The organism is Bacillus cereus group sp. BfR-BA-01382 (assembly GCF_022663475.1).
GTDB classification, from domain to species: Bacteria; Bacillota; Bacilli; order Bacillales; family Bacillaceae_G; genus Bacillus_A; species Bacillus_A thuringiensis_S.
In genome coordinates, this window is the sequence record NZ_JAKUFQ010000002.1 from 26,019 (window position 1) to 49,025 (window position 23,007).

Here is a 23,007-nt window from a genome sequence, read left to right on the forward strand (position 1 = left end):
TGAATATCATTTTCACTTAATATAGAATCGTCGCATTTAATTAGACATGAATTTTTTGTTAATATAATAGATTTCTATTAAGTTGTCATATTTACGAACTATCATTAAATATTTTAAGAATTTAAACGTAGGAAAGGGTAATATAAAATGAACTGGAAAAAAGGCGGGTTATGGGTTATTATTTTTTTCGTTGTAAAAGGCACGATTTCTACACTTTTAATCGTTACAGGTGCTAAATATTTTGATTTATCATTTATGCAACTTATCTTATTAATTCTGACCTTATTAGTGATTTCTCTAATAAGTCGAAAATTGCTGTATAGACATAAACAAAACAAAAAGCAAAAAGAGCTAAATATATAATGGAGCCCCAGAGACCGTTGGATTTCTGGGGTTTTATTTCGATAGTTTTTTCGCATGTATATCAATTTAACAGAATAGGTTGTCCAAAATGATAAAATCGATGATGTTTAAAATGCGTCAGTTATTTTTACATAAGGATTGTAGAGAGCCTTTAAATATCAATCTTTATTTTGAAGCGACAGATGCGCATAAATTATGCTTGTTTTTCAATTGGTAGTTTAAATGTAAAAGTACTGCCTTCTCCTAATTCACTTTCAACTGTAATTTCTCCTCCGTGTAGTTCGACAATCCATTTTACCATAGACAATCCTAAACCTGTGTTTCCGATGTTTGAAGATGTTCGTGCTGCGTCAACTCGATAGAAGCGGTCCCATATTTTAGTAATATGTTGCTCGCTGATGCCTATACCATTATCAGAGACTTTACCTATTATGTTGGTTTCATCACGGAATAGTTGCATATTCACAGTTCCACTCGCTTTACTATAAGCAATCGCATTCGTTAGTAAATTCATTAATAAACGCATCATCAATGTTTGATCGGCTTTAATAAATAGGTCTTTCTCTATATTAATTGTTATATCAATCGAAGCCTCTTGTACCATTAATGAGAGCTCTTCTACGACGATTTCCGTTAATTCACTCATATTGATACATTCAAATTGGAAAGTATTATGGTTTCCTTGGTCAGCTCTTGCTAATAATAAAAGTTGTGAGATTAGAGTGGATATTTTACGTGATTGCTTTAAAATTACTTCTAACGATTCTTCCATTTCTTTCGGATTATTCTTCTGCGATAAAGCGTATTCGCATTGTGAAATAATAACAGATGTTGGTGTTCTTAATTCATGAGATGCGTCAGATGTAAATTGTTTTTCACTTTCAAATGATGTCTCCAATCGCTCAAACATTTTGTCAAAGGTTTGTGCTAAATGATACATTTCGTCTTTCGGTGAACCTTGTAAATTAATTCTCTTCGAAAGGTCTTTACCATCACCAATTTTACTAGCTGAATCACTCATTTGTTGCACAGGTCGAAACGCCCTTTGCGTAATAAAATATCCTCCGAATGCCGCAATAAGAATAAGTAATGGGAATGAGATGATTGTTACCACGATAAGCGTATTCATCGTTGAGGATAATTGGTTCATAGTCATTATTCCACGAACCCAGACTTGCTCATCGCCGCCTGCATTATGGAGAAAATCATATACTATCCATTCTTTATTGCCGTCTTTAATGGTTTGTATTTCATCGGATTTAAGCGATATCTTTTTATTAAAGCTTGTTGGACTATGTCCTACTAACAGCTCACCTTGTTTACTATAAATACTAATATTTACGCCATCTTCTAAGGTTTCAAAATCATCGTCAATCTTTAACTGCCCATGCTTATATTTGATATCTTCCATGCTTTCTTTTACTGTGCTCTTTAATTGATCTTTCATATTAAAAAGCAAAACTTTATCTGAAGAAGTTAAAATAAAAGCTAACACGAGTGCCATAATAATTACAATTAGCCCCGTATACCACAGGGTTACTCTCATTTTTATTGATAGTCTTTTCATGATTCTACTCGCAATACGTAACCAGTTCCTCGTACTGTATGAATTAACTTCGTTTCAAACTGGCTATCAATTTTTTTGCGAAGATAGCGGACGTAAACATCAATAATATTCGAGCCACCTTCATAGTCGTAATTCCACACATGTTGCTCAATTTTATCTCGTGTCAGCACAACTTCTTTATTACGAATCATATATTCTAAAATAGCAAATTCCTTACTGGAAAGAGTGATAACTTGGTCTCCTCGTGTTACTTTATGCATATTGCAATCTACCACTAGGTCAGCGATTTCAAACACATTAGATGTATTTCCTGTTTTTCTTCGCATTAACACTCGAATTCTTGCTAACAGTTCGTCAAAAGCAAACGGCTTTACTAAATAATCATCCGCACCTAAGTCGAGTCCTGTTACACGATCATCAATTGTATCTTTAGCTGTAAGAAGCAAGACAGGAGTTGTATTATTGTCCGCGCGTAATCTTTGTAATACTTGTAAACCATCTATTCCTGGAATCATAATGTCAAGCACAATCAAATCGTAGGTAGCCATGTTTATATAATCCAAGGCATTTTCTCCATTCCCACATGCATCGACACTATAATGTTCTGCATTTAATCGTTTTACCAATATATTTTGTAAGTCTTGTTCATCTTCGACAATAAGAACTCGCATTAACATTCTCCTTTTCTTCTTATTAATATGTATCACTATAATTCCAAAACATTAAAGCAAGATTAGAAACGATTTAATTATATCATTTTATCCAGCATTAACGGGCAGTAAGACTCCTCCTTCAAAATTCGGCGAATGCGAGGGAGTTAGGGGAAGTCGGGCTACCCGTAAAAGTCTTCACTTTATTTTTTTATACATTAATCTTCCTTTAATGTTTGTTCAGTAATATAAAGGCAAGGATAAGGTGCACATGTAAAGGGAGGAAAACAGAATGCGAAAATGGATGCTGATTGGAGCGATATCTTGTGTATTGTTAACAGCTTGTTCTACTCAAGCTGTTAACAATACAGAAGTGCAACAACTGAAAGTGGAAAATGATAAATTACAAAAAGAAGTTGCTCAACTACAACAAGAACCAAACAAAACAGAGCCTGCTACGAATGATACGAAGCAAACACAAGATTTCAAAAACGAAGTCACATCTATTGTAGAAAAGGCAAATAACACGAAACCAGTTGGAGCAAAAGAAGATAACTTAAATATGTACTTGGCAACAAAAAAAGAAATTGACCAATTGGATGACAAGATAGATCTATCTGATAATCAGCTAGAAGCAGATTATCACGCTGGAACGATAACTGTTGAACAATATCAAACGCAAGAAAAAGAACACGATATACTGGAAGATCAATTAGAGCAAGCAGAAAATGCGCTTGAAGCAAGATTTGGAATAGAGGAGTAATCATTAAGGAGTGGATGAAAATGTTAAAGCATAAAAAGAAAATAATTATAAGTGTAATTGCTATTTTAGTAAGTGGTATTGCTATTGTTGGTGGATATTATGGTATGGGTTACAATTATGCAAAAAAGAATGAAAACTACACAGAGAAACAAGTTCGTGAAATTTCTTTAGCTCATACAAATGGAGAAATTATTAATGTGAAAAAAGAATTCGAATTAGAAGATGATAACTTAGCACAATCAAAATTTGAATATGAAGTAGAAATCAAGACACCTGATAATTTGTTAAATATTTTAAAGGTTAGTGCTAGAACGGGTACAATAGAAATCGATAATGAAGATTGAAAAAATATCGACAAATAAAATATTACGTACTTGATTTTTGTTATCGATAGCGAAGAAAAAGACGGTTCCCTAATTTTACAAGGGAATCGTCTTTTTTTTTGTTCTATGGATCTATGCATTTTTTATACTTTCCTATCCTGGTGCGGTTTTAGGGTTCTTGTCTCTTATTGGATTAACTGAAAAACTGTATAAAACCTTGTATACCCTTAGTGTGGTTTTTTCCGAAATACTGGCGGTACCCCGTCGCTATCAATCAAAGCTCATACAACGTCAATTATATTAGGGGGTGTTTCAGTTCTCGTTTTATCTTTTTACAATGATGAATATGAAATAATGACTTCCACTTATAAGAATGTGAAGAAGTGTTGATGCCAGTTGGAACTGTGGTAAAGGTTGAGGGTGGAATCTAAGGGAATATTAGAGATGTGCATGAAAGGTTATTAATCCATCTTCTATAAAATCGTGGGATTATATATGCACTTATTATCCTGGAGATTTTAAAATAAAACCTATCTAATTATAGAAGTGATTTGAACGTAAGGAAATTGTAAGAAATGGATAAGAAAAAAGAAATTTTTATTGTGTAGGATACAAATATAGAGAAGCGTAAAAGAGGGAGGGTAAATAGGATACATTTATACGAAAAACAAACTAGTAATAAGAGCATTCTATTGGTGGCAATTACTGAAAGAACAGAATACTCACTACAGTTCCTACAGGAAAGGGAAGAATCAATGGATATGGTCTAGGAATCTATGAAATTATATTTCCTAACGGTGTCCCGATATGGGAACATACAGATGTTATTCTAGGATTTGATACTTTTGCTGGAGGGGCATATGTTGACGGCAATTTGAACAGTATGGGTAGAGCCGAGAATACTGGTCTTTTTAAAAGTATTTTACTTGTTGAATATAGACAGTAGGGATAAAGCCAGAATAGTAGTTTATGTGATGTTTGTAATTGAACAAATAAAAGATGAAATCGATCATTTATCTAAGGAGGAATTTTTCTTATGGAAAATAAATTATCTGGAGTGTTAGCCGCTACCTTAGCTCTAACGATGAGTCTACCAACAGGAGCGATAGCGTCTTCTAGCAGTAAGACTCCGGTTGTATCTAGCCAAGAAGTTGCTAGCAAAGATTTGGAGAAGATTGCTGCAGAGAACGCTGCACTGCTCACGAAGTCCTATGAGACGACTAGTGTACAGTATGCGCTGATTGATAATGGTAAACTTATTTTGTCGGGGCAGACAGGTAAGAACGACATAGAAGGGAAAGAGCCACTAACCAAAGATACTCTATACGGAATTGGTTCAACCAGTAAAGTATATACAGCTGCGGCTGTTATGAAACTGGTAGACGAAGGAAAAGTTGATTTGGATGCTCCTGTTGCCCGCTATATTCCTGATTTTAAAATGAAAGATAAACGATATAAGCGTATTACACCGCGTATGCTGTTGAATCACTCCTCGGGTTTGCAAGGTTCGACGTTCAATAATGCATTTTTATTTAAAGATAATGATGCTTATGCCCATGATATATTATTGCAACAATTGTCCAACCAAAACTTGAAGGCAGACCCTGGTGCGTTCTCAGTATACTGTAATGACGGTTTTACACTGGCTGAGATCTTGGTAGAAAGAGTCAGCGGTATGAGTTTTACTGAATTTCTACATCAAAAGTTTACAGAGCCATTAAAACTGAATCATACGATAACATCGCAAGACAAATGGGAAGACGAAAAGCGGGCTGGACTGTATTCTCCGACATACCAGGGACAGCTACCAAGTGAAATGGTGAATCTAATTGGTACGGGAGGAATCTCTTCTACTGCAGAAGATGTGGTGCGATTCTCACAAATATTTATGGGACAGGGAAAAGAAATTCTCTCTAATAAAGCAGTCAAGGCGATGGAACAAGAAGAATATAAAAAAGGAATGTGGCCGGGAGATAGCGGAAATGTGTTCAACTATGGACTTGGCTGGGATAGTGTAAAACTATACCCATTCAGTGAATATGGGATAAAAGTGTTGACTAAGGGTGGGGATACGATACTGCAACATGCTACATTGGTCGTGCTTCCAGAACAGAAGATGGCAGCAGCTGTATTGTCCTCCGGCGGCAGCAGCATGACAAATCAACTGTTGGCAAATAAATTACTGCTAGCTAGGCTTAAAGAGAAAGGGACAATTAAGGATATAAAGCCAGATAAATCCTTCGGAAAGCCCGTCAAGGCTAAAGTGCCTCAAGACGTGGTAAAAAAAGCAGGATTTTATGGAAATAGCTATAGCCATTTCAAAATAGAAATTACGAAGAAGGGAGAACTGGTTTTACCAACTAAACCGGAAGAAAAATATGTATATACGGCGGATGGAAGCTTTATAAATGAGAAGGGTACTTCCAAGCTTAACTTCGTCACAGAGAAGAATGGAAAAGTTTATTTGAGAGAGAGCACATATGAATTATCACCGGGATTGGGGCAAAATGTGCTGACTCACTATTTAGCCCAGAAATTAGAAAACAATGTGTTACCGAAGAAAACAGCTGCTGCATGGGCGAAGCGCGAGGGTGGCAAGTTCTATCTCGTTAACGAAAAATTTAATTCTATGAACTATCTAGGACAACTAATGCCTCTTAACACACAAATTACGATCAAGGATGGATATTGGGACGGCAAAAAAATTACAGGTCCGAATACGGCGACGCATCAAATTCAAATTCCTGTGATGAATGGGCGGGATACAAAGGAAGCCCATTTCTATACAGAGGATGGTACTGAATATATGGAGATGTCCAGCTTTTTATACGTCAGTGAATCTAACGTAAAACCCCTTGATACAGGTCGATTATCAAAAGTTACATTGCAAAAAAATGGGCATGCGAAATGGTTTACGGTCCCGCAAGAGGCAGCAGGGAAAACGATGAATGTGGAGTTGCCATCAGGAAGTTCATTCGCGGTGTATGATGAGAATGGAGTATGCGTCAATTTTACCGTCGTTAGTGATAATAACAAAGTGAAACTACCAGGGAATGGAACGGTTGTATTTGCTGGCGCACCGAACTCCGAATTTACAGTCGCATTGAACTAGCTACAACTCGGGATAGACTTCAATAAAACAGTGCGACATGGAAAAGATATTTTATTTGTATCTTAAGTATTACCTTATTACAATTAAATTCTTAGCTTAATAGCAATGGGATAGCACCACATGCCTATCAGCCTAAGAAAATAAATCAACCCCATGTCCATCAAGCTAGTAAAAATAAATACCCAAAATATAGTAAAATTGACATCTCCAGAGTAAAAATGTAAAAAATTATTGTTTAGGGGCAACATAAAACCTTAGTTTGATAACGATATGGCGCTACTCATAAAAAAGAAATAGGAGAGAATATCCTATTTCTTTTTATTGATATAATAAAATGTAATGAATAGATCCAAAGTAATGATAATAATTAGAAGTAACAAGTGTATAAGTGCATCAGTTTTTCCGTTTAGTAAAGACTTTACAAAGAAATCCCATTCTGTTTCATAGGGAGGTTCTACCCAATTTCGTTGCAGACCTAATACCATTCCATTTATAAAATAGACAATACTTAATAGAATCCTTCCAACAAATAAGGCAGCTGTTTTTATATTCCAATCCTTTATCTTGATTACATAAAGGATTGGAAATAGTATCAGTATCCAAAAAACAATAATAAAGACTGTATTTCCCATTCTCTCCTCCTAACAAAATGATTGTATTTTTAATCTTGGCAAATTCTTAGGTTGGAGGTATGTTTCATTGTTACTGGTTAAAAACAAGGACCGTAATTCCGGCTCCTTTTCTATCCCGCAAAATAAAGGTTTGTTTTATCTCTCTGTCTCAAAAAACTCAATCCACTCTCCATCAGGACCAGCGAAGAATATGTAACGTGTTCCATCTGGTAATGTTTCGACTTCTTCTCCTAGTAAAAAGGTTACTGTGTGTTTCTTTAGTCTTGTGATTTCTTCTTCTAATGAATCTACCTTAAAGCAAATGTGATGTACTTTTCCTTCTGCCGGAAGAGAAGAATTGTAGCCTTCAATTAATTCAAGTATCGTTTCCTTCGATTCTTCTACACCTAAAAAAGCGAGTTTTAAGTCTGGGTTTGGGTGTCCCATTCGCTTAATGAGCTGTAAGCCAACTACTTTTTCATAAAAAGTAATAGATGTTTCTAAGTTTGCAACCATAAGTCCTACGTGTTCAATTCTTCTAACTGGCATGTAGATTCCTTCTTTCTGAAAATTATATACAATATATTATTGAAAATTAAGAAAATAAGCAAGATAAAAACCTTACAAATTTAAGCGTGTTGTATGGTATAGTGAGAAAGTATGTTTGGGGAGAAGGAAGGAGATTATACGATGAATATACCTACTCAAACTCCTTCATTATCGGAAACGATGAAAGAGTGGCATTATGCATTAGCATATGAAATTAAACATTGGAAAACGATAGGTGGTAGTAAAATTTCTATCATGAACGGTCGTTTTTTATATACAGATTATGAGAATACAGTGTATGTATTTCAGCTTATTTCGGAAGTAAGTTTACCTGAAGGTTCACCAATTCGAATTGAGTTCGATGGTGAGGAAGCGACAGGAGAAGTATTATCTGTACATGGATTAGAAATAGAATTGAAATTAAATGATTATATACAAGGTGAAATAAGAGAAGCGGTTTTATACAGTGAACCGTGGCAACTTTTAGAGCAACTGCAAGAGCGATTGAAAGAAGCACGTAAAGATAAGCTAAAACGTAATCGTATAAAGCGTCTCGTTGATGGGACGAGCAGTCCGAAGCATATTGAGAAGATGAAAAATCCGAAAAATGAACTAGCATATCGTTCGTTTTACAATCCGACAACGTACGTATGGGGACCGCCTGGAACAGGGAAGTCGTACAATTTATCACGTATTATTTCGGCTCATTACCAAAAAGGAAAATCGGTACTTGTGTTAGCTCATAGTAATGCGGCAGTGGACGTATTAATGAGCGAAGTAACGAAACAAATTGAGAAGAAAAAGAAATGGACACCTGGCGAAATTGTTCGTTACGGTTATAGTCAACATGAACATATACGAAATCATGAAACATTACTTACGTCGAAGCTAGTTGAAACGACGAACGGATCTTGGGGAGAAGAAAGACTCTATTTAGAAGAAACACGACAAGATCTTCGTGAAAAGATTTTATCATATAAAGCGACTTCTGCTGATAAGAAGCGTATACAAGAGATTGAAAGTGATCTTCGAAAGCAAAAAGCGAAAATTAAAGAAGTAGAAAAAGAATATATTGAAAATGCGAAAGTAATTGGTGCAACTCTATCAAAATGTGCAATTGATGCGCTAATTTATGAGCGTACATTTGATTTAGTTGTCGTAGATGAAGTGAGTATGGCGTTCGTTCCGCAAATCGCATTAGCTGCTTCACTTGGAAAACGTATCGTTGTTTGTGGCGACTTTTTACAATTACCTCCAATTGCGATGGCGAACCATGAACTTGTTCGCAAATGGCTTGGGGAAGATATGTTTTACCATGCTGGGATTGTTGAGTCTGTTAATAAATCAGAAGCACATCCGAACCTATTTATGTTGCAGGAACAAAGACGTATGCATGCGGATATATCGAAGTTTACGAATTCGTTTATTTATAAAAATAGAGTATACGATCATCCGTCTGTTTCAGAGCGTAAAGAACTTGCGCAATTGCAGCCGTTCGCAAATGAAGCGAGTGTTTTATTTGATACGAGCCAAATGGGAGCTTTTTCGTTAAAAGATGCGGCTTCTGGTTCACGTTTTAACATTATGTCTGGTTTAGTAGCGATGCAAATGATGTTAATCGGATTATTAGACGGTGTTCAGTCGATTGGTGTTGTGACACCTTACAGGGCGCAGTCACGCTTTTTATCAACGTGTATTAGAGAAATGTTGCAGAGAACGAAATATCAAAACATACCAGTTTTAGCGGCGACAGTTCATAAGTTCCAAGGTTCTGAAAGAGATATGATGATCTTTGATACGGTTGACAGTTATCCGCAAGAACGACCTGGCGTATTATTCTTTGATCACAAAAACCATCGCCTCGTCAATGTAGCAGTGACAAGAGCGAGAGGGAAGTTCATTCAATTATCAGATTGCCATTATATGCGTAAAAACCTTTCGAGAAAACAAGCGTTATCACAATTAACAGCTCATATAGAACGTCATGGAGATGTGTATGATCGCACGACATCAAGACAATTGTGGGAACGGAAAATTTCGAAACGTTTACGCTGGTTTATGGAAATGAATCTTGAAGAGCCGAAAGGGTTATTAAAAGATATTTTAGCCGCAAAACGAAAAATTATTATTTCACTTCCAAGTACAAAACAAGTGGATAAGCGAGTATGGCAAGCGTTAATGCGTACAAATGCACAGATAACAGTTTATAGTGATGGACCAGTTCCACTGAAAAATGTAAAGTTACAAAGACAAAATAAAGCATTCCCGTTTATCGTAATTGATGATGAAATCTTCTGGGCAGGCGCACCGCTTACATCTCAAATGATGTTTGAAGGTAGTACAGAATTTCCGTACGTATGTGCCAGACTGCAAGCGCCAGAAACAATTGGTGTATTAAAAGGATTTTTAGATATTCGGTAAATTCGGATAGGAATTCCTTGACTTTTATTTGGAATGAACTTAGAATGAATGTAATTTAATATAATTTTATGAAAATTCTTATCACGAGAGGTGGAGGGACTGGCCCTATGATACCTCGGCAGCGGATTCGTTATGAATACTGTGCCAATTCCAGCAAGGTAACTTGAAAGATAAGAAAGAAGCTCATTTCGATTGTATATACAGAAGCCTCTTTCTATCTTTTAGAAAGAGGCTTTTTTACGTGAAAATAAAAGGAGGAAGAACAATGGGAGCGACAGGAGTAACGTCACAAAGAAAAACAATTGAAGAGAGTATCGAAAGAAATAAGGAAAAGTACATAGAAACAAGTCATGATATTCATGCGAATCCGGAGATTGGAAACCAAGAGTTTTACGCATCCAGAACGTTAAGCTTATTACTAGGTAGTGCAGGATTTCAGCTGCAACACAATATAGCTGGACATGAAACAGGTTTTATCGCGCGAAAAAGTTCAGGAAAACAAGGACCAGTCATTGCATTTTTAGCGGAGTATGACGCTTTACCAGGACTAGGTCATGCGTGTGGTCACAATTTAATTGGCACAATTAGCGTTGCAGCAGCAATCGCATTATCAGAAACGCTTGAAGAAATTGGCGGGGAAGTTGTCGTGTTTGGTACACCAGCAGAAGAAGGCGGGCCAAATGGTAGCGCGAAATCAAGTTATGTAAAGGCAGGTTTATTTAAAGACATTGATGCGGCGCTTATGATTCATCCGAGCGCAAAGACAGCGACAACGAGTCCTTCATTAGCAGTCGATCCACTTGATTTTCATTTTTACGGAAAAACAGCTCACGCTGCAGCCTCACCAGAAGAAGGGATTAATGCATTAGATGCGGTTATTCAGCTTTATAACAGTATTAACGCACTTCGCCAACAACTGCCGTCAGACGTGAAAATTCATGGCGTTATTACAGAAGGCGGAAAAGCACCTAACATTATTCCTGACTACGCCGCGGCAAGGTTCTTCATCCGCGCAGCAACGCGAAAAAGATGTGCAGAAGTAACAGAAAAAGTAAGAAACATTGCTGAGGGAGCAGCGTTAGCAACAGGTGCAAAAGTAAAAATTCATCAATTCCAAAATGAAATCGATGAATTACTCGTAACAAAAACATATAACGATATCGTAGCGGAAGAATTAGAACTATTAGGTGAAGAGGTAAATCGTAAAGAAAGAGTAGGGATCGGTTCAACCGACGCAGGAAACGTAAGTCAAGTCGTACCGACAATTCATCCGTACATTAAAATCGGACCAGATGACTTAATTGCACATACGAATGAATTTAGAGAAGCAGCACGTTCAGAACTTGGAGATAAAGCATTAATTACATCGGCAAAAGCATTAGCAAATACGGCGTATCGATTAATTACGGAAGAAGGGTTGTTAGAGAAGGTGAAGGAGGAGTTTAGAGAGGTGCAGAGGAATCAAGGGTAAGGGATTAAGGTGCTTTTTTCGAATAGCAATCGAATTAATAAGTAGAGATATAAAAAGAACATTGAAAAATCAATGTTCTTTTTTGTTTGCTAGTCATTGATTTTGTTGGTTTTTCTCAAGAAAGAGAAAATTTTACTGTTAGTGAGGATAATAATACGTATCCCTTTATTAGAATGACAATTTCTCCTCGAACTCACTCTTTAAAACAATTAAAGGAGATGATAATCCGAATTGCATTAACGAGTCTAAAAACGCAGCGAGGGAATCCATCGAATCGCTCATGACCTTCATCATATAATTAAATTCCCCGCTAATTCGATATAAATCAGTTACTTCAGGAGCGGCATTACAATATTGGATGAAATCAGAGCATTGGCTCGTTTTAAACATGATGAATGCTTGAATGTTTTTATTAATTTTGGAAGGCTCAAATTTCGTTCGGTAAGCCGCTATAACTCCTTGATCTTCAAGTTTATTAATACGCTCTTTTACAGCAGGTTGCGTCATGGATATAATTCGTCCTATTTCTGAAACAGAAATTCTCGCATTTTCATACAACAAGTTCATAATCTTATGATCGATTTCATCCAGTTTTACTGTGTTTTGCATTGTGTAGTCTCCTTATTTTATTTTCTAAAGTAAAACGTAAGTTATAACTATAATATCATAAGTGAACGAACTGAATTACTTATAAATCTATATTTAAAATTATCGGTGTTTGCATAAAAATATAAGTGTTGGATTTTTTAAACGGAAATTTAGAAAGGATGGAAAAAATGAAGAATCTTGATGGGAAAGTAGCGTTAGTAACAGGGGCGAGTCGCGGTATTGGTCGTGCGATTGCGATGAGATTGGCAAACGACGGTGCATTAGTTGTGATTCACTACGGACGAAATAAGGCAGCTGCAGATGAAACAATTAGTGAGATTGAATCTAATGGAGGAAAAGCATTCTTAATTGAAGCAGAACTCAATTCAATTGATGGTGTCAAGAAGCTAGTAGAACAATTGAAGAATGAATTACAAGTAAGGGTTGGTACATCAGAGATTGATATTTTAGTAAACAATGCAGGGATAGGTACACAAGGAACGATTGAAAATACGACAGAAGAAGTTTTTGATGAAATTATGTCTGTAAATATTAAGGCACCGTTCTTCTTAATTCAGCAAACATTGCCGTTACTACGAGCAGAGGGGCGTATTATTAACATTTCATCAGCTGAAGTACGACTTGGTTTTACAGGCTCAATTGCATACGGCTTAAGTAAAGGTGCATTAAATACGATGACACTTCCTCTAGCTAAACATCTCGGAGAAAGAGGTATAACAGTGAATACAATTATGCCTGGATATACGAAGACAGATATTAATGCAAAATTGCTAGATGATCCGGAAATACGAAGTTTTGCTACGAATTCATCTGTGTTCGAACGAATAGGGCAAGTTGAAGATATTGCAGATGCAGTAGCATTCCTTGCTTCTGCTGATAGCCGCTGGATAACAGGGCAGATTTTAGATGTTTCTGGAGGGTTTTGTTTATAGGGGCACTACTCCATACCCATCAAGCTAATCAAGTAAATTACTAGATATGAAACGATCCTTGTTTCATATCTGGTAATTTATAGAAAGATAGGCATGCTAAAGAAGTCTATTAAAACGTGATTTTTTGGCTAGGCAACTTGAATAAGGGGGCATTTCTTTTTCTTAAGTTGATGGGTATGTATGGTGACCTCTATTAGACGATAGTGAATTAACAATTTCGGGGTTCAGTTCAACTTTATTCAAAATAAGATTTTTTTTGCAGTAAAATCAATGTTAGTGGAACTTTTTTAAACAAACTTTTTTCTAAATTAACATAAATACTTGTAATATTTAAATTAGTACTATATAGTTCTAGTTATGACAAAGGTAAAATTAATGAATCAAAAACGTGTGATTGAAGTAGCTGCAACATTATTTTTAGAAAAAGGGTTTGCTTATACAAGTATGGATGAATTAGTACGTGTAAGCAAAGTTTCAAAGTCTAATGTGTATTATCACTTTTCTAATAAGGAAGTATTATTAGAAGGGGTCGTTGATTATTGGATTGAAATGTATCAATCTGCAATTGATGACGTACTTTCTCAGAACCAATTTTTAGTTGAAGATCGTATCCAACTGTTTTTAAAGCAATTATCACAAGGAGTTCAGTCGAGAGAGTATAAGGGGAGCTGTCCATTTATTACTCTTTATATTCAAAGTCCTAAACAGGCCACGCAAATAAAAGAAAAAATAGGTCTTTTTTTTACAGGATTACAAAAGAAAGTTTCTCTATTACTTAAACAAGGGGTAGAGAATGGAGAATTTAGAAATACGATTCATATTGATGAGGTTGCATCACTTTTTATTACAAATCTTGAAGGAGCGTTATTTATTTCAGAAACATTGAAGGATGCAACTGTAATCACGAAAACAGCAGATCATTTTTTAAAATTGCTTCGATAAAAGAAGCATTTTTTTTAAATTAAATTAGTACTGATTAGTACTAAAAGGGGGATTTTATATGAGAACAGTATTTTTAACTGGTGGAACAGGCTTTATTGGAAAGCAATTAGTGAAAGAATTAGCCAAAGAGGATGTTAAAATTCTTCTTTTAGTAAGGTCGAAAAGTAAAGCAATACGCCTTTTTCAAGAAAGAGGAAACTTAAAAAAGGAAGTTATGGACTTTATTGAAGGTGATTTGACGAAAAAAGATTTAGGTCTAAGTGCTGAAGATAAGGAGAGGGTATTGAAAACGGATGTGATTATTCACGCAGGAGGCCCCATGGATATTCAAGCGACAAGTAAAGAGGCAGCTTCCGTATTTTTAAATGGCGCAAAACATATTAGTGAATTAGCTAAAAGTATTCATCAATTGAAGGGCTTGCAACAATTTATTCATGTTGTAGGTTATATGAGTCCCTTTGATGATAAAAATAGCAAGATTGCAATTGATGTGTTTCAAGAAGGAAATAATTATTTGAAAATAAAAAATCCATATGAGAGAACAAAATTTTTAGCAGATCTTTATATCCGTCAGCAGGCATCAGCAGTAGGTTATCCGCTTTCTGTAATTAATCCGCCAACTGTAGTCGGTAGTAGTAAAACAGGGAGTACAGAGCAGATAGCAGGATTAGGTTTGCTTGTGATGAGTATGCGAAGAGGGCTCATGCCAATGATTCCTGGAGGTAAGGGATATAGGTTACCACTTATTTCAAACGATGAGCTTGCGAAGTTTATTGTGCAGGTTTTCAGATTAGAGCAACCGACTATTCAAACATATACACTTGTTGAAGACAAACAGCACGATCAGAACATTGCTGAGTTATTAAGTATTATGTCAGAAAGTATGAATATGAGGGCACCAAAAATCTCTGTCCCAATGCCACTTATGAAAGCAATTATGAATAGTGGAGTAAGTAAAATAACAAAAATTCCTTCTGATGGACTGAATTTTATTACAAAACGAAAATTTTCAAATGTTTCAGCGAAAAAAATTATGGGAGGAGATTGGTTTAAGGAGACGAGTGTAATGAAATTTTTCCCTGCCGTAGTAGCTGATCTGGATTATCGAATGATGTATCAATATGGCCAGCATAATCATGTATTTAAACGAACATTATGCGATAACAATACCCTTTACCAATTACAAGGAGAGGGTAAACCGTTTATTTTATTACATGGTTTATTGAGTGATGGAGAGGATTTATTTCCTTTAGCACAAGAGCTTCATGAAAAAACTGGTCAACCTGTATGGATTTTGGATCTTCCAGGTTTGGGACGTTCTCCTTTTAAACAAGAGAAAAATCTTCTAGCTATCTATTTGAATGTAGTGAAAAAGTTATTGGAGAAAGCTACGAATGGTGCACATCTAATTGGCCATTCATTCGGTGCATTTATTCTTCTGGAAGCATTGGTACAAGAGTACATAGATAAGAAGTATTCAATTACGTTACTTCAGCCACCTGTTGCTAAAAAAAATGCTAAATTGCTAAATGTTCCCCAATTTATAAACAAATGGACATTAAAATTGGCAACTCCTAATTTGATAGGGCGTTATTTATTAAATAATGGTTTGTTTGAAAGTATGGAGAGCATCCCTGAACATTATATCGAAAAAGTAAGTAACAGTTTTACTTCTCCTAGAATTTTAAATACTACGGTTCAGCTTAACAGTTTACTACTGAAAAAAGATCAAGGTGATTTCAAGGAAGTAACAAAGTATAATCTTCACATTATTTTGGGGGATTATGACAGAGGTTATTCTGCTCCATCGTATCTTGGTAAGGTTGATTTTGTTCCATATGGCCATCATTTTCCTCTTAGCCATCCGAGTGAAACGGCAAGATTAGTAATGAAAAATAGTAATACTAGCAGATGAGAGTTTGGGATAAATAAAAAGTGTGTAGTAAAATCGTTGTGTTTTTGAAATAAAATCGTACTGTGTGGGGGCCCACCCCATCACTATCAGACTAAGAAACGCAAATACCTCAAAACGAAAAAATGAGCATTTTATTACAAGATAGTACAAAATTTCGTTCTGGGGGTGCTATAAAATTTTAGCTTGATGGCGATGTGGTGCTACCCCATGCCCATCAACTTAAGAATGTAGAACTCCCCAAAAAAATTATGAGTTTTTTGTTACAAGTTATCACAAAATTTCGTTTTTGGGTAGTTTTATTTTCTTAGCTTGATGGCGATGAGCGGTACCCCATAAAGGCCCCTGATACATAATTGATGTTCTGCCATTTGTAGAAAACAATCCACTTATACCATTTTAACAAGAAGAAATATCTCGTCCATGTTGTAATATTGGCTTACGTTAAGCTTGTGAAAAAAACATATTCATGTATAATACAATTGATGTATGATACATTAGTTGTAGGAGGGTGACCTATTTGAAAAGAGAAGATGCCTTAAAACTAAGAACGGATATTAAGAAAATGATTATAATAACTGGGGTTTTTGAATCTCAAAATTTGCCCAATGGACCATTTGAAAAACCTTTACCAACTTCTCAAATGATGGCGTTAGAGGAACTAGAGGTGGAAAAATTAACTGTTTGGCAACTATCCAATAAACTTAGATTAGAGACTTCAACTGTAAGTAGATTGGTAGATAAGTTAGTAAAAAAGGGGCTTGTTTATCGTGAAGTAAATGAAAAAAATAGAAGAGAACTTTTTCTGCACCTCACAGAAAAAGGTCACATAACTGTTAATTGCTTAAGAGAGCAATCCATTACATTTTATCAAAGTATTCTCAATAATTTATCAGAATCAGAACAAAAAATAGTTGTGGATGGTTTTGAATTATTTATTGATTCTATTTCTAAGTCTTTTGATTAGAGTGAGGTAAGTCATAACATTTGGAGGATAAAATGAGTTTGCATTTTGAACGTCCTATTATTGAATTAAAAGAGAAATTTGATGAATTAAAGAAAATTATGAAAGAAAATAATGTAGATTTATCGTCAGAAATTCATGAATTAGAAAAACGTTTAAATAAAATGCAAGATAAAATTTATTCTAATATTACACCTTTTCAACGAGTTCAAATTGCAAGGCTACGTAACCGACCCACGACATTGGACTATATACCTTTATTGTTTACAAACTTTCTCGAACTTCATGGTGATCGATTATATGGTGATGATAAAGCAATGATAGGTGGTATTGCAAAATTTAAAGGAATGCCCGTTACGGTTATTGGTCATCAAAGAGGTAGAAATACAAAGGAAAGTATAGAAAGAAATTTTGGAATGGCACATCCAGAAGGTTATAGAAAAGCGCTAAGACTTATGAAACAAGCTGATAAATTTAATCGCCCTATTATTACATTTATTGATACAATAGGCGCCTATCCAGGGATAGGGTCTGAAGAACGTGGGATTTCTGAAGCGATAGCTCGAAATCTATTTGAAATGACTACACTTAAAGTGCCAATTGTTTGTATTGTAATTGGAGAGGCATCAAGTGGTGGAGCTCTTGGCATTAGTGTCGGTAACCATATCCATATGTTAGAGTATTCATGGTACTCGGTGATTTCGCCAGAAGGAGCAGCATCTATCCTATGGAAGGACGCTAAGTATGCTCCAGAAGCTGCTGAACATATGAAAATTTCAGCAAAAGATTTAAAACATTTAGGAATTATTGATGAAATCATTCCTGAAATTAAAGGTGGAGCACAAAATGATATAAAATCACAGGCAAAAATGATTGAATCTGTAATCGAATTATCTCTAAAAAAATTGATACTATTATCCTCAGAAGAGCTTATACAACAGCGGTATGAAAAGTATAGACAAATAAAGAATTATAAATGAAAATATTTAAAGTCCGTATTACATTTCGGAGGATTCTCGCGGAAAAATTTTAAATATTTTGTAAGTAACCTCTTAAACTGGGATATGCTGATACTATTACTCTACAAAAGATGTGTGATTGGTATGGAAAAGGAAAATTTGTTCAAATGGAAGCATTATCACATACCCATCAACTTAAGAAATTGATTGTTCCCCAAAACGAAAAAATGAGCTGAATTCTCATAAATAATTGTAAAAAGGTGAAAATTTCGTTATGGGGGGTATCACAAAAGCTTAGGTTGATGGCAATGGGGTACCGCCACATCGCTATCAAGCTAAGACCATAAAACGTTAATTATAATAGAGGTTGTTTCTTTTTTTTAAAAGCTACGTGTAGGGAATTTAAAGATTTGCATACGAAATAAACCCTAATGGGTTTTAATTTTTTGATTTAAGCCGCTTGATTATCAAACATGGTACAATTGTAAATGACACCTAATATATCAAAGACTGTTTTCTTCTCATATCGATGAGATTTTCTCCCGTTTTGCTGTAGGAGGTTGAACAGGCGAATTAAAATCTTTGATAGCTCTTGGGTGTCTTTCTGTATAGCTTGGAAAATAAGAAGAAAGTAATCTTTAATCATATATATGGCCTTATATTCACTCAGTTCTCGTTTCTTTTTCATAAGAAGCAATTGTCGCATTTGAAACATGGTAGAAGAACAAAGTAAAATGGCAATCAGTTGCCCATACAAATGGCATTCTAATCGTTCTCGTTTTATCTTTTTACAATGATGAATATGAAAGAATGATTTCCACGTTTTAAATAAAAGCTCGATTTGCCAACGTAAAGAATACCAATCATGTACTTGTCCCATCGGGACAATATCTATAGAGGTATTTGTCATATATACATTGATACCGCTAAGTCGTTTACTACGAGCAGAATACTTCATTCCTTTCTTTTTTTCTCTTACAGTTTGATCGTGTAATCGTTTTTGTTGTTGTTCTTTTGTTAGTCGATGAACAATCACACGAGTCGGCACTTTATCAGTCATTCCTACATAAGCGTCAGCTATTTCACATGTTTGTCCTGGTTGAAGAGAGCTCATTAAACCCTCCATATCTATTTGAATATACTCTGTACCTTTCTTAATTCTTCCATCTTGAAAATAATCAGGATTGGGATTTTTTTGATAAATACGTGTATTCGACTTGATACGAGAGATATAGTAAGCCTTTTGGTCTTGTATATGTTTAAGATCTTTCAAATGAAAATACCCTAAATCTCGGATACATAAATCATTCGCTGTCACAGTTGGAACACGCAGGGAACCGTAGGTTCGATCATGTTGTTTACCTGGACCTGTATGGATATGCAGGAACTGGCCACTTAATAGATCATACTCTAGCTGAATCTTCACCCCCGCTGTATGGCTGTATCCTCCTGCACCTGGATAAACAAATGAAAAGGGATCTGGAAGTTGAAATGCAGTTGAATCTAAAATACGAATACGCTTGAAAACAGAAATATATGGAGAAGGAATAGGTATAGATGAGGCCAATTTTTGGTTTAGTAGTTTAGATAATATGTGTTGTAAAAATTGGACAGCCGCTTTATTAAATCGTTGATTCAGTCCCTCAGGACTGATGAGCACTTCTGTCGATGCTTCTAAACAGCTAGATAACTGGGTTGAAGAAGTTGTAGCGACATTTTGACTCATCCATACACATAAAGCGACTAAATCTTTTGCTTGGTATTTACTAGTTCTTTGTACAAAATCAACATCTCTAGCAAGATCTCGTAAGATATTTGGAGATAAGAATTTTTGAATTTCTTGAGCAAATAGTTGTAATTCATCAGATACAGAAATAGACATACAAAAACGCCATCCTTTCCTATGATTCTACAGAAAGAATAGCGTATTTTTTCATTTTATGGGGTATTTTGTTTTGGTATCTTGATAGCGATGGGGTGGACTCCCTTTTTAACATAAGGGTAATTTATGTCGTGTTTAGCAATTATTCATTACATAATGCAAATGATTGTTTACATTTTGTTAGTAATCATTTACAATTACAGTAATTGTAAATGAGGAAAGGGGAATTATGATACTAGAAAACAGAGTTAGAGAATTACGAGCACGATTTAGATGGACTCAGCAAGACTTGGCCGATGCAATTGGGGTCACAAGGCAGACAATTGGATTAATAGAAAAAGGTGATTATTCTCCATCTGTCACTATGGCGTTAAAATTAGCTGCTGTATTTCAAGTTACCGTAGAAGAGGTTTTTTATTTAAAGGGAGAGGAACGATTATGATAAAACAGGTTTTAAGATCTCCACTTATAGGGGCCAGTATATTTGTGTTGATTATTGCATTTTTACTATTTTCTCTTATGAATACACAAGTCATTTTAGCTAAGTTATGTTTCGGGATTTTAGTGACGGTTACTTTTTTATGGCTCATTCTCACAAGGATTTATAACCGAAAGAATCCTCATGATAAGATTAGGCTATTTGGTTTTATACCATCCGAATTTCGTGAAATAGATGAAGGGCAGCAGTGGGTAACCTATAAGGCTTGCCGAAATGTGTATATTTACTATAGCATTGCGCTTCCAGTAACGGCAGGGATTTGCTTTCTCTTTTCTCAACATAATTTTGTTCCATTATTGTGCATTGGTTTACTAGGTGCAGGTCAATATATTGTCTATTGGTTAACCACTATTTTTATTTTAAATCGTATTTAACAAAGGGGATGAAACAATATGGTGGAGTGGGCTCAAAATGCGGGGGCATTATGGCAATATGTAGTGTTATTTCTTTTAGCATTTGCCCCATGGATGGATGTATCAATTGTTGTACCACTTGGTATCGCATGGGGATTACAACCATTTGCAGTAGGAGTAACAGCATTTGCAGGAAATCTTATCTTGGTTCTATTACTCGGTTTTTTCTTTAAACAGTATGCAAAATGGCAAGCAGCAAGAAAACAAAAAAAAGGTATAACAACACCTTCTAAAAAAGAAACCCGATCAAGAAAAATATGGGATCGATATGGTATTCCAGGTTTGGCTCTTCTAGCTCCAATTCTCGTAGGAACTGATATTGCAGCCGTATTAGCTTTAACATTTGGATCTAACCGGACACACGTCATAAGTTGGATGACGGTCAGTCTAGCAGTATGGACAGTCATTTTTACAGTTGCTGCGATGTATGGACTTAGCTTTTTAAATATTATTTAGGATATCATAGTGATTTTAGGTAATCTAAAATCGTTCACTACCTAAAAATTATGGAGTGATGAAGTGAGTTCATATGATATTAGGAGAAAAGCTTTGACCAAAAACATTTGAACACTCAACTAGCTGTACGATATGGTCATAGTACCGTAATTCACGAACCTATATGGATAGAGACACATTGCTATCAAACTAATATTTTGAAGCATCCTCAAAATAAAAAATGAGCATTTTGTTACAAGTTAGTACAAAATTTCGTTCTGGGGGGTACTATAAAATTTTAGCTTGATGGGCATGGGGCACTTCAAAATATTAGCTTGATGGGCATGGGGTCCCGCCCCACAACCATCAACTTAAGGATTTAGACTATTTTTGAGATTAAAAGCACGTTACTATTCTCTTATGTTAATGAGAAAGGGTGACGTGCTTTTTATGAATATGCACCAAAAACAAGAGTTATCTTTATTTGCCGAAGAGTTATATCGATTTTTCTCATTTGGGGGTATTTGTTTTTCTTAGATTGATGGTAATGGGGCACTACTCTATAATAATCAAATTAAAAGTTAAATAGTTATAGAGACTCCATTACTAGGAAATATTGTAACTATTAAGTTGTAAAAAGAACCGTAGTTTTTCATTTTTGAAAAGGCGATGGTCCTTTTTACTTGTAGCAAAGATATAATGGGAGAAATTTTTTCTAAATCAAAAAACTTGATTAATAAGTTGCATAATAAACTCACTAGCGTATATACTATAAACATCAAAAAAAGTTGATGAAGGGAAGTGAACTACAGTGGCACAAGATTTTCAGCTCTATGAGAAAAAATTTAAAGCGTTGGCGGATCAGAAACGTCTAGAAATCATGTATGAACTTTGTCAGCGAGGACAGACGTGTGTATGTGATTTAACCGAAGTTTTTGAAATGACGCAATCTAAGTTGTCCTATCATTTAAAGATTTTATTAGATGCAGGTTTAATTGTAAAAGAAACAACAGGTACGTGGAGTTATTATGATTTGAATGATGCGGAAGTGAATAATTTATTATCAGAAGAATTGTGTTGTATCTTTAGAAAAACAGGAAAAGGTAGTTGTTGTTAAAATTTTGTACTATTAATCAAAAAAAATTGATTAATGACATATAAAGAGGAGGAATAAGGTATGAGATATGTTCACGTCGGTATAAACGTTACGAATTTAGAGAAATCTATTGAATTTTATGAAAAGGTATTTGGTGTATTACCAGTTAAAGTGAAATCAGATTATGCAAAATTTCTATTAGAGACGCCAGGACTTAATTTCACGCTAAACGTACGAGATGAAGTGAATGGAAATCAAGTAAATCACTTTGGTTTCCAAGTGGATACAGCTGAAGAAATTACATTACATAAAGAGCGATTAGAAAAAGAAGGTTTCTTTGCGCGTGATGAGATGGATACGACTTGTTGTTATGCAGTGCAAGATAAGTTTTGGGTAACGGATCCCGATGGTAATGAGTGGGAGTTCTTTTATACAAAAGCTGATAGTGATGTTCACAAAATAGAAGATTCATCTTGTTGCATGACTTCAAATGAGGTAGCTAAAAATTCTTGTTGTTAATAGGAGATGGAAAAT

At 35.2% G+C, this 23,007-nt stretch carries 22 protein-coding genes and 1 riboswitch; of the genes, 16 read left to right on the forward strand and 6 right to left on the reverse strand.

Annotated features, from left to right (window positions below; all coding sequences use genetic code 11):
* Nucleotides 1–147: 147 nt before the first annotated feature.
* The gene (locus tag MR160_RS01080; RefSeq protein WP_001104104.1) at nucleotides 148–363 is read left to right on the forward strand and encodes a hypothetical protein; all 216 of its coding nucleotides are present in this window, start codon (nucleotides 148–150) and stop codon (nucleotides 361–363) included.
* 193 nt (nucleotides 364–556) lie between these two features.
* Here MR160_RS01080 and MR160_RS01085 read toward each other — a convergent pair whose 3' ends face one another.
* Nucleotides 557–1,930, reverse strand: coding sequence for a sensor histidine kinase (locus MR160_RS01085; RefSeq protein WP_000826690.1), 1,374 nt, complete (start codon nucleotides 1,928–1,930; stop codon nucleotides 557–559).
* Nucleotides 1,927–2,601, reverse strand: a complete 675-nt coding sequence (locus MR160_RS01090; protein ID WP_098506801.1) for a response regulator transcription factor — start codon at nucleotides 2,599–2,601, stop codon at nucleotides 1,927–1,929. Before MR160_RS01090 ends, MR160_RS01085 begins: the two co-directional genes overlap by 4 nt.
* A 271-nt stretch (nucleotides 2,602–2,872) precedes the next feature.
* Between MR160_RS01090 and MR160_RS01095 the strand changes: the two genes are divergently transcribed.
* From MR160_RS01095 to MR160_RS01105, 3 genes are all read left to right on the forward strand, one after another.
* Complete coding sequence (locus MR160_RS01095) at nucleotides 2,873–3,343, forward strand: hypothetical protein (RefSeq protein WP_001233663.1); 471 nt, start codon at nucleotides 2,873–2,875, stop codon at nucleotides 3,341–3,343.
* Between the two features lie 20 nt (nucleotides 3,344–3,363).
* Nucleotides 3,364–3,687, forward strand: coding sequence for a PepSY domain-containing protein (locus tag MR160_RS01100; RefSeq protein ID WP_000912129.1), 324 nt, complete (start codon nucleotides 3,364–3,366; stop codon nucleotides 3,685–3,687).
* 1,015 nt (nucleotides 3,688–4,702) lie between these two features.
* Nucleotides 4,703–6,778, forward strand: coding sequence for a serine hydrolase domain-containing protein (locus tag MR160_RS01105; RefSeq protein WP_242297031.1), 2,076 nt, complete (start codon nucleotides 4,703–4,705; stop codon nucleotides 6,776–6,778).
* Between the two features lie 308 nt (nucleotides 6,779–7,086).
* Here MR160_RS01105 and MR160_RS01110 read toward each other — a convergent pair whose 3' ends face one another.
* Both MR160_RS01110 and MR160_RS01115 read right to left on the reverse strand, forming a co-directional pair.
* Nucleotides 7,087–7,410: a hypothetical protein gene (locus MR160_RS01110; RefSeq protein ID WP_000528636.1), complete on the reverse strand. Its 324-nt coding sequence runs from the start codon at nucleotides 7,408–7,410 to the stop codon at nucleotides 7,087–7,089.
* A 135-nt stretch (nucleotides 7,411–7,545) separates the two neighbouring features.
* On the reverse strand, nucleotides 7,546–7,938 hold the full coding sequence (locus MR160_RS01115; protein ID WP_001145295.1) for a VOC family protein: 393 nt from the start codon (nucleotides 7,936–7,938) through the stop codon (nucleotides 7,546–7,548).
* A gap of 111 nt (nucleotides 7,939–8,049) precedes the next feature.
* Here MR160_RS01115 and MR160_RS01120 point away from each other — a divergent pair, with 111 nt between their 5' ends.
* Both MR160_RS01120 and MR160_RS01125 read left to right on the forward strand, forming a co-directional pair.
* Nucleotides 8,050–10,359 (forward strand): AAA domain-containing protein, encoded by a 2,310-nt coding sequence (locus MR160_RS01120; RefSeq protein ID WP_002162750.1) that lies wholly within the window; start codon nucleotides 8,050–8,052, stop codon nucleotides 10,357–10,359.
* 75 nt (nucleotides 10,360–10,434) lie between these two features.
* Nucleotides 10,435–10,536, forward strand: a riboswitch (SAM riboswitch).
* A gap of 88 nt (nucleotides 10,537–10,624) precedes the next feature.
* Nucleotides 10,625–11,830, forward strand: coding sequence for a M20 family metallopeptidase (locus tag MR160_RS01125; RefSeq protein WP_000501376.1), 1,206 nt, complete (start codon nucleotides 10,625–10,627; stop codon nucleotides 11,828–11,830).
* 168 nt (nucleotides 11,831–11,998) lie between these two features.
* Here MR160_RS01125 and MR160_RS01130 read toward each other — a convergent pair whose 3' ends face one another.
* Complete coding sequence (locus MR160_RS01130; protein ID WP_001181721.1) at nucleotides 11,999–12,439, reverse strand: Lrp/AsnC family transcriptional regulator; 441 nt, start codon at nucleotides 12,437–12,439, stop codon at nucleotides 11,999–12,001.
* Between the two features lie 167 nt (nucleotides 12,440–12,606).
* Here MR160_RS01130 and MR160_RS01135 point away from each other — a divergent pair, with 167 nt between their 5' ends.
* The 5 genes from MR160_RS01135 to MR160_RS01155 all read left to right on the forward strand — a co-directional run bounded on the left by MR160_RS01135 (nucleotide 12,607) and on the right by MR160_RS01155 (nucleotide 18,169).
* The gene (locus MR160_RS01135; protein ID WP_000792677.1) at nucleotides 12,607–13,371 is read left to right on the forward strand and encodes an SDR family oxidoreductase; all 765 of its coding nucleotides are present in this window, start codon (nucleotides 12,607–12,609) and stop codon (nucleotides 13,369–13,371) included.
* A 375-nt stretch (nucleotides 13,372–13,746) separates the two neighbouring features.
* Nucleotides 13,747–14,313 carry a TetR/AcrR family transcriptional regulator gene (locus MR160_RS01140; protein ID WP_001072318.1) on the forward strand — a complete coding sequence of 189 codons (567 nt, stop codon included), beginning with the start codon at nucleotides 13,747–13,749 and terminating at the stop codon, nucleotides 14,311–14,313.
* A gap of 58 nt (nucleotides 14,314–14,371) precedes the next feature.
* Complete coding sequence (locus MR160_RS01145; RefSeq protein ID WP_001261152.1) at nucleotides 14,372–16,228, forward strand: alpha/beta fold hydrolase; 1,857 nt, start codon at nucleotides 14,372–14,374, stop codon at nucleotides 16,226–16,228.
* Between the two features lie 517 nt (nucleotides 16,229–16,745).
* A complete protein-coding gene (locus tag MR160_RS01150) occupies nucleotides 16,746–17,192 on the forward strand; it encodes a MarR family winged helix-turn-helix transcriptional regulator (protein ID WP_002094076.1) in 447 nt (148 codons plus the stop codon).
* A 32-nt stretch (nucleotides 17,193–17,224) separates the two neighbouring features.
* Nucleotides 17,225–18,169: an acetyl-CoA carboxylase carboxyltransferase subunit alpha gene (locus tag MR160_RS01155; protein ID WP_000052084.1), complete on the forward strand. Its 945-nt coding sequence runs from the start codon at nucleotides 17,225–17,227 to the stop codon at nucleotides 18,167–18,169.
* Nucleotides 18,170–18,599: 430 nt separating this feature from the next.
* On the opposite strand, the gene MR160_RS01160 is transcribed toward MR160_RS01155, so the two are convergent.
* Complete coding sequence (locus MR160_RS01160) at nucleotides 18,600–20,030, reverse strand: IS4 family transposase (RefSeq protein WP_079245733.1); 1,431 nt, start codon at nucleotides 20,028–20,030, stop codon at nucleotides 18,600–18,602.
* A gap of 229 nt (nucleotides 20,031–20,259) precedes the next feature.
* On the opposite strand from MR160_RS01160, the gene MR160_RS01165 reads away from it, so the two are divergent.
* From MR160_RS01165 to MR160_RS01185, 5 genes are all read left to right on the forward strand, one after another.
* Entirely contained in the window at nucleotides 20,260–20,472 is a 213-nt protein-coding gene (locus MR160_RS01165; protein ID WP_000599740.1) for a helix-turn-helix transcriptional regulator, read from the forward strand.
* Nucleotides 20,469–20,903 carry a hypothetical protein gene (locus tag MR160_RS01170; protein WP_000595642.1) on the forward strand — a complete coding sequence of 145 codons (435 nt, stop codon included), beginning with the start codon at nucleotides 20,469–20,471 and terminating at the stop codon, nucleotides 20,901–20,903. Before MR160_RS01165 ends, MR160_RS01170 begins: the two co-directional genes overlap by 4 nt.
* An 18-nt stretch (nucleotides 20,904–20,921) precedes the next feature.
* Complete coding sequence (locus tag MR160_RS01175; protein ID WP_000230643.1) at nucleotides 20,922–21,398, forward strand: small multi-drug export protein; 477 nt, start codon at nucleotides 20,922–20,924, stop codon at nucleotides 21,396–21,398.
* 790 nt (nucleotides 21,399–22,188) lie between these two features.
* Nucleotides 22,189–22,494: an arsenical resistance operon transcriptional regulator ArsR gene (gene arsR / locus MR160_RS01180; RefSeq protein ID WP_002162753.1), complete on the forward strand. Its 306-nt coding sequence runs from the start codon at nucleotides 22,189–22,191 to the stop codon at nucleotides 22,492–22,494.
* A 60-nt stretch (nucleotides 22,495–22,554) separates the two neighbouring features.
* Nucleotides 22,555–22,992 (forward strand): ArsI/CadI family heavy metal resistance metalloenzyme, encoded by a 438-nt coding sequence (locus MR160_RS01185; RefSeq protein WP_001271002.1) that lies wholly within the window; start codon nucleotides 22,555–22,557, stop codon nucleotides 22,990–22,992.
* Nucleotides 22,993–23,007: the final 15 nt, after the last annotated feature.

Bases quoted from the DNA above. Each gene is read 5' to 3' on its own strand.
- MR160_RS01155 (WP_000052084.1), top strand. From the start codon at position 17,225: ATGAGTTTGCATTTTGAACGTCCTATTATTGAATTAAAAGAGAAATTT.
- MR160_RS01100 (WP_000912129.1), top strand. From the start codon at position 3,364: ATGTTAAAGCATAAAAAGAAAATAATTATAAGTGTAATTGCTATTTTA.
- MR160_RS01135 (WP_000792677.1), top strand. From the start codon at position 12,607: ATGAAGAATCTTGATGGGAAAGTAGCGTTAGTAACAGGGGCGAGTCGC.
- MR160_RS01140 (WP_001072318.1), top strand. From the start codon at position 13,747: ATGAATCAAAAACGTGTGATTGAAGTAGCTGCAACATTATTTTTAGAA.
- MR160_RS01090 (WP_098506801.1), bottom strand. From the start codon at position 2,601: ATGCGAGTTCTTATTGTCGAAGATGAACAAGACTTACAAAATATATTG.
- MR160_RS01115 (WP_001145295.1), bottom strand. From the start codon at position 7,938: ATGCCAGTTAGAAGAATTGAACACGTAGGACTTATGGTTGCAAACTTA.
- MR160_RS01145 (WP_001261152.1), top strand. From the start codon at position 14,372: ATGAGAACAGTATTTTTAACTGGTGGAACAGGCTTTATTGGAAAGCAA.
- MR160_RS01095 (WP_001233663.1), top strand. From the start codon at position 2,873: ATGCGAAAATGGATGCTGATTGGAGCGATATCTTGTGTATTGTTAACA.
- MR160_RS01165 (WP_000599740.1), top strand. From the start codon at position 20,260: ATGATACTAGAAAACAGAGTTAGAGAATTACGAGCACGATTTAGATGG.
- MR160_RS01170 (WP_000595642.1), top strand. From the start codon at position 20,469: ATGATAAAACAGGTTTTAAGATCTCCACTTATAGGGGCCAGTATATTT.
- MR160_RS01120 (WP_002162750.1), top strand. From the start codon at position 8,050: ATGTTTGGGGAGAAGGAAGGAGATTATACGATGAATATACCTACTCAA.
- MR160_RS01160 (WP_079245733.1), bottom strand. From the start codon at position 20,030: ATGTCTATTTCTGTATCTGATGAATTACAACTATTTGCTCAAGAAATT.
- MR160_RS01110 (WP_000528636.1), bottom strand. From the start codon at position 7,410: ATGGGAAATACAGTCTTTATTATTGTTTTTTGGATACTGATACTATTT.
- MR160_RS01185 (WP_001271002.1), top strand. From the start codon at position 22,555: ATGAGATATGTTCACGTCGGTATAAACGTTACGAATTTAGAGAAATCT.
- MR160_RS01175 (WP_000230643.1), top strand. From the start codon at position 20,922: ATGGTGGAGTGGGCTCAAAATGCGGGGGCATTATGGCAATATGTAGTG.
- MR160_RS01085 (WP_000826690.1), bottom strand. From the start codon at position 1,930: ATGAAAAGACTATCAATAAAAATGAGAGTAACCCTGTGGTATACGGGG.
- MR160_RS01080 (WP_001104104.1), top strand. From the start codon at position 148: ATGAACTGGAAAAAAGGCGGGTTATGGGTTATTATTTTTTTCGTTGTA.
- MR160_RS01105 (WP_242297031.1), top strand. From the start codon at position 4,703: ATGGAAAATAAATTATCTGGAGTGTTAGCCGCTACCTTAGCTCTAACG.
- MR160_RS01130 (WP_001181721.1), bottom strand. From the start codon at position 12,439: ATGCAAAACACAGTAAAACTGGATGAAATCGATCATAAGATTATGAAC.
- MR160_RS01125 (WP_000501376.1), top strand. From the start codon at position 10,625: ATGGGAGCGACAGGAGTAACGTCACAAAGAAAAACAATTGAAGAGAGT.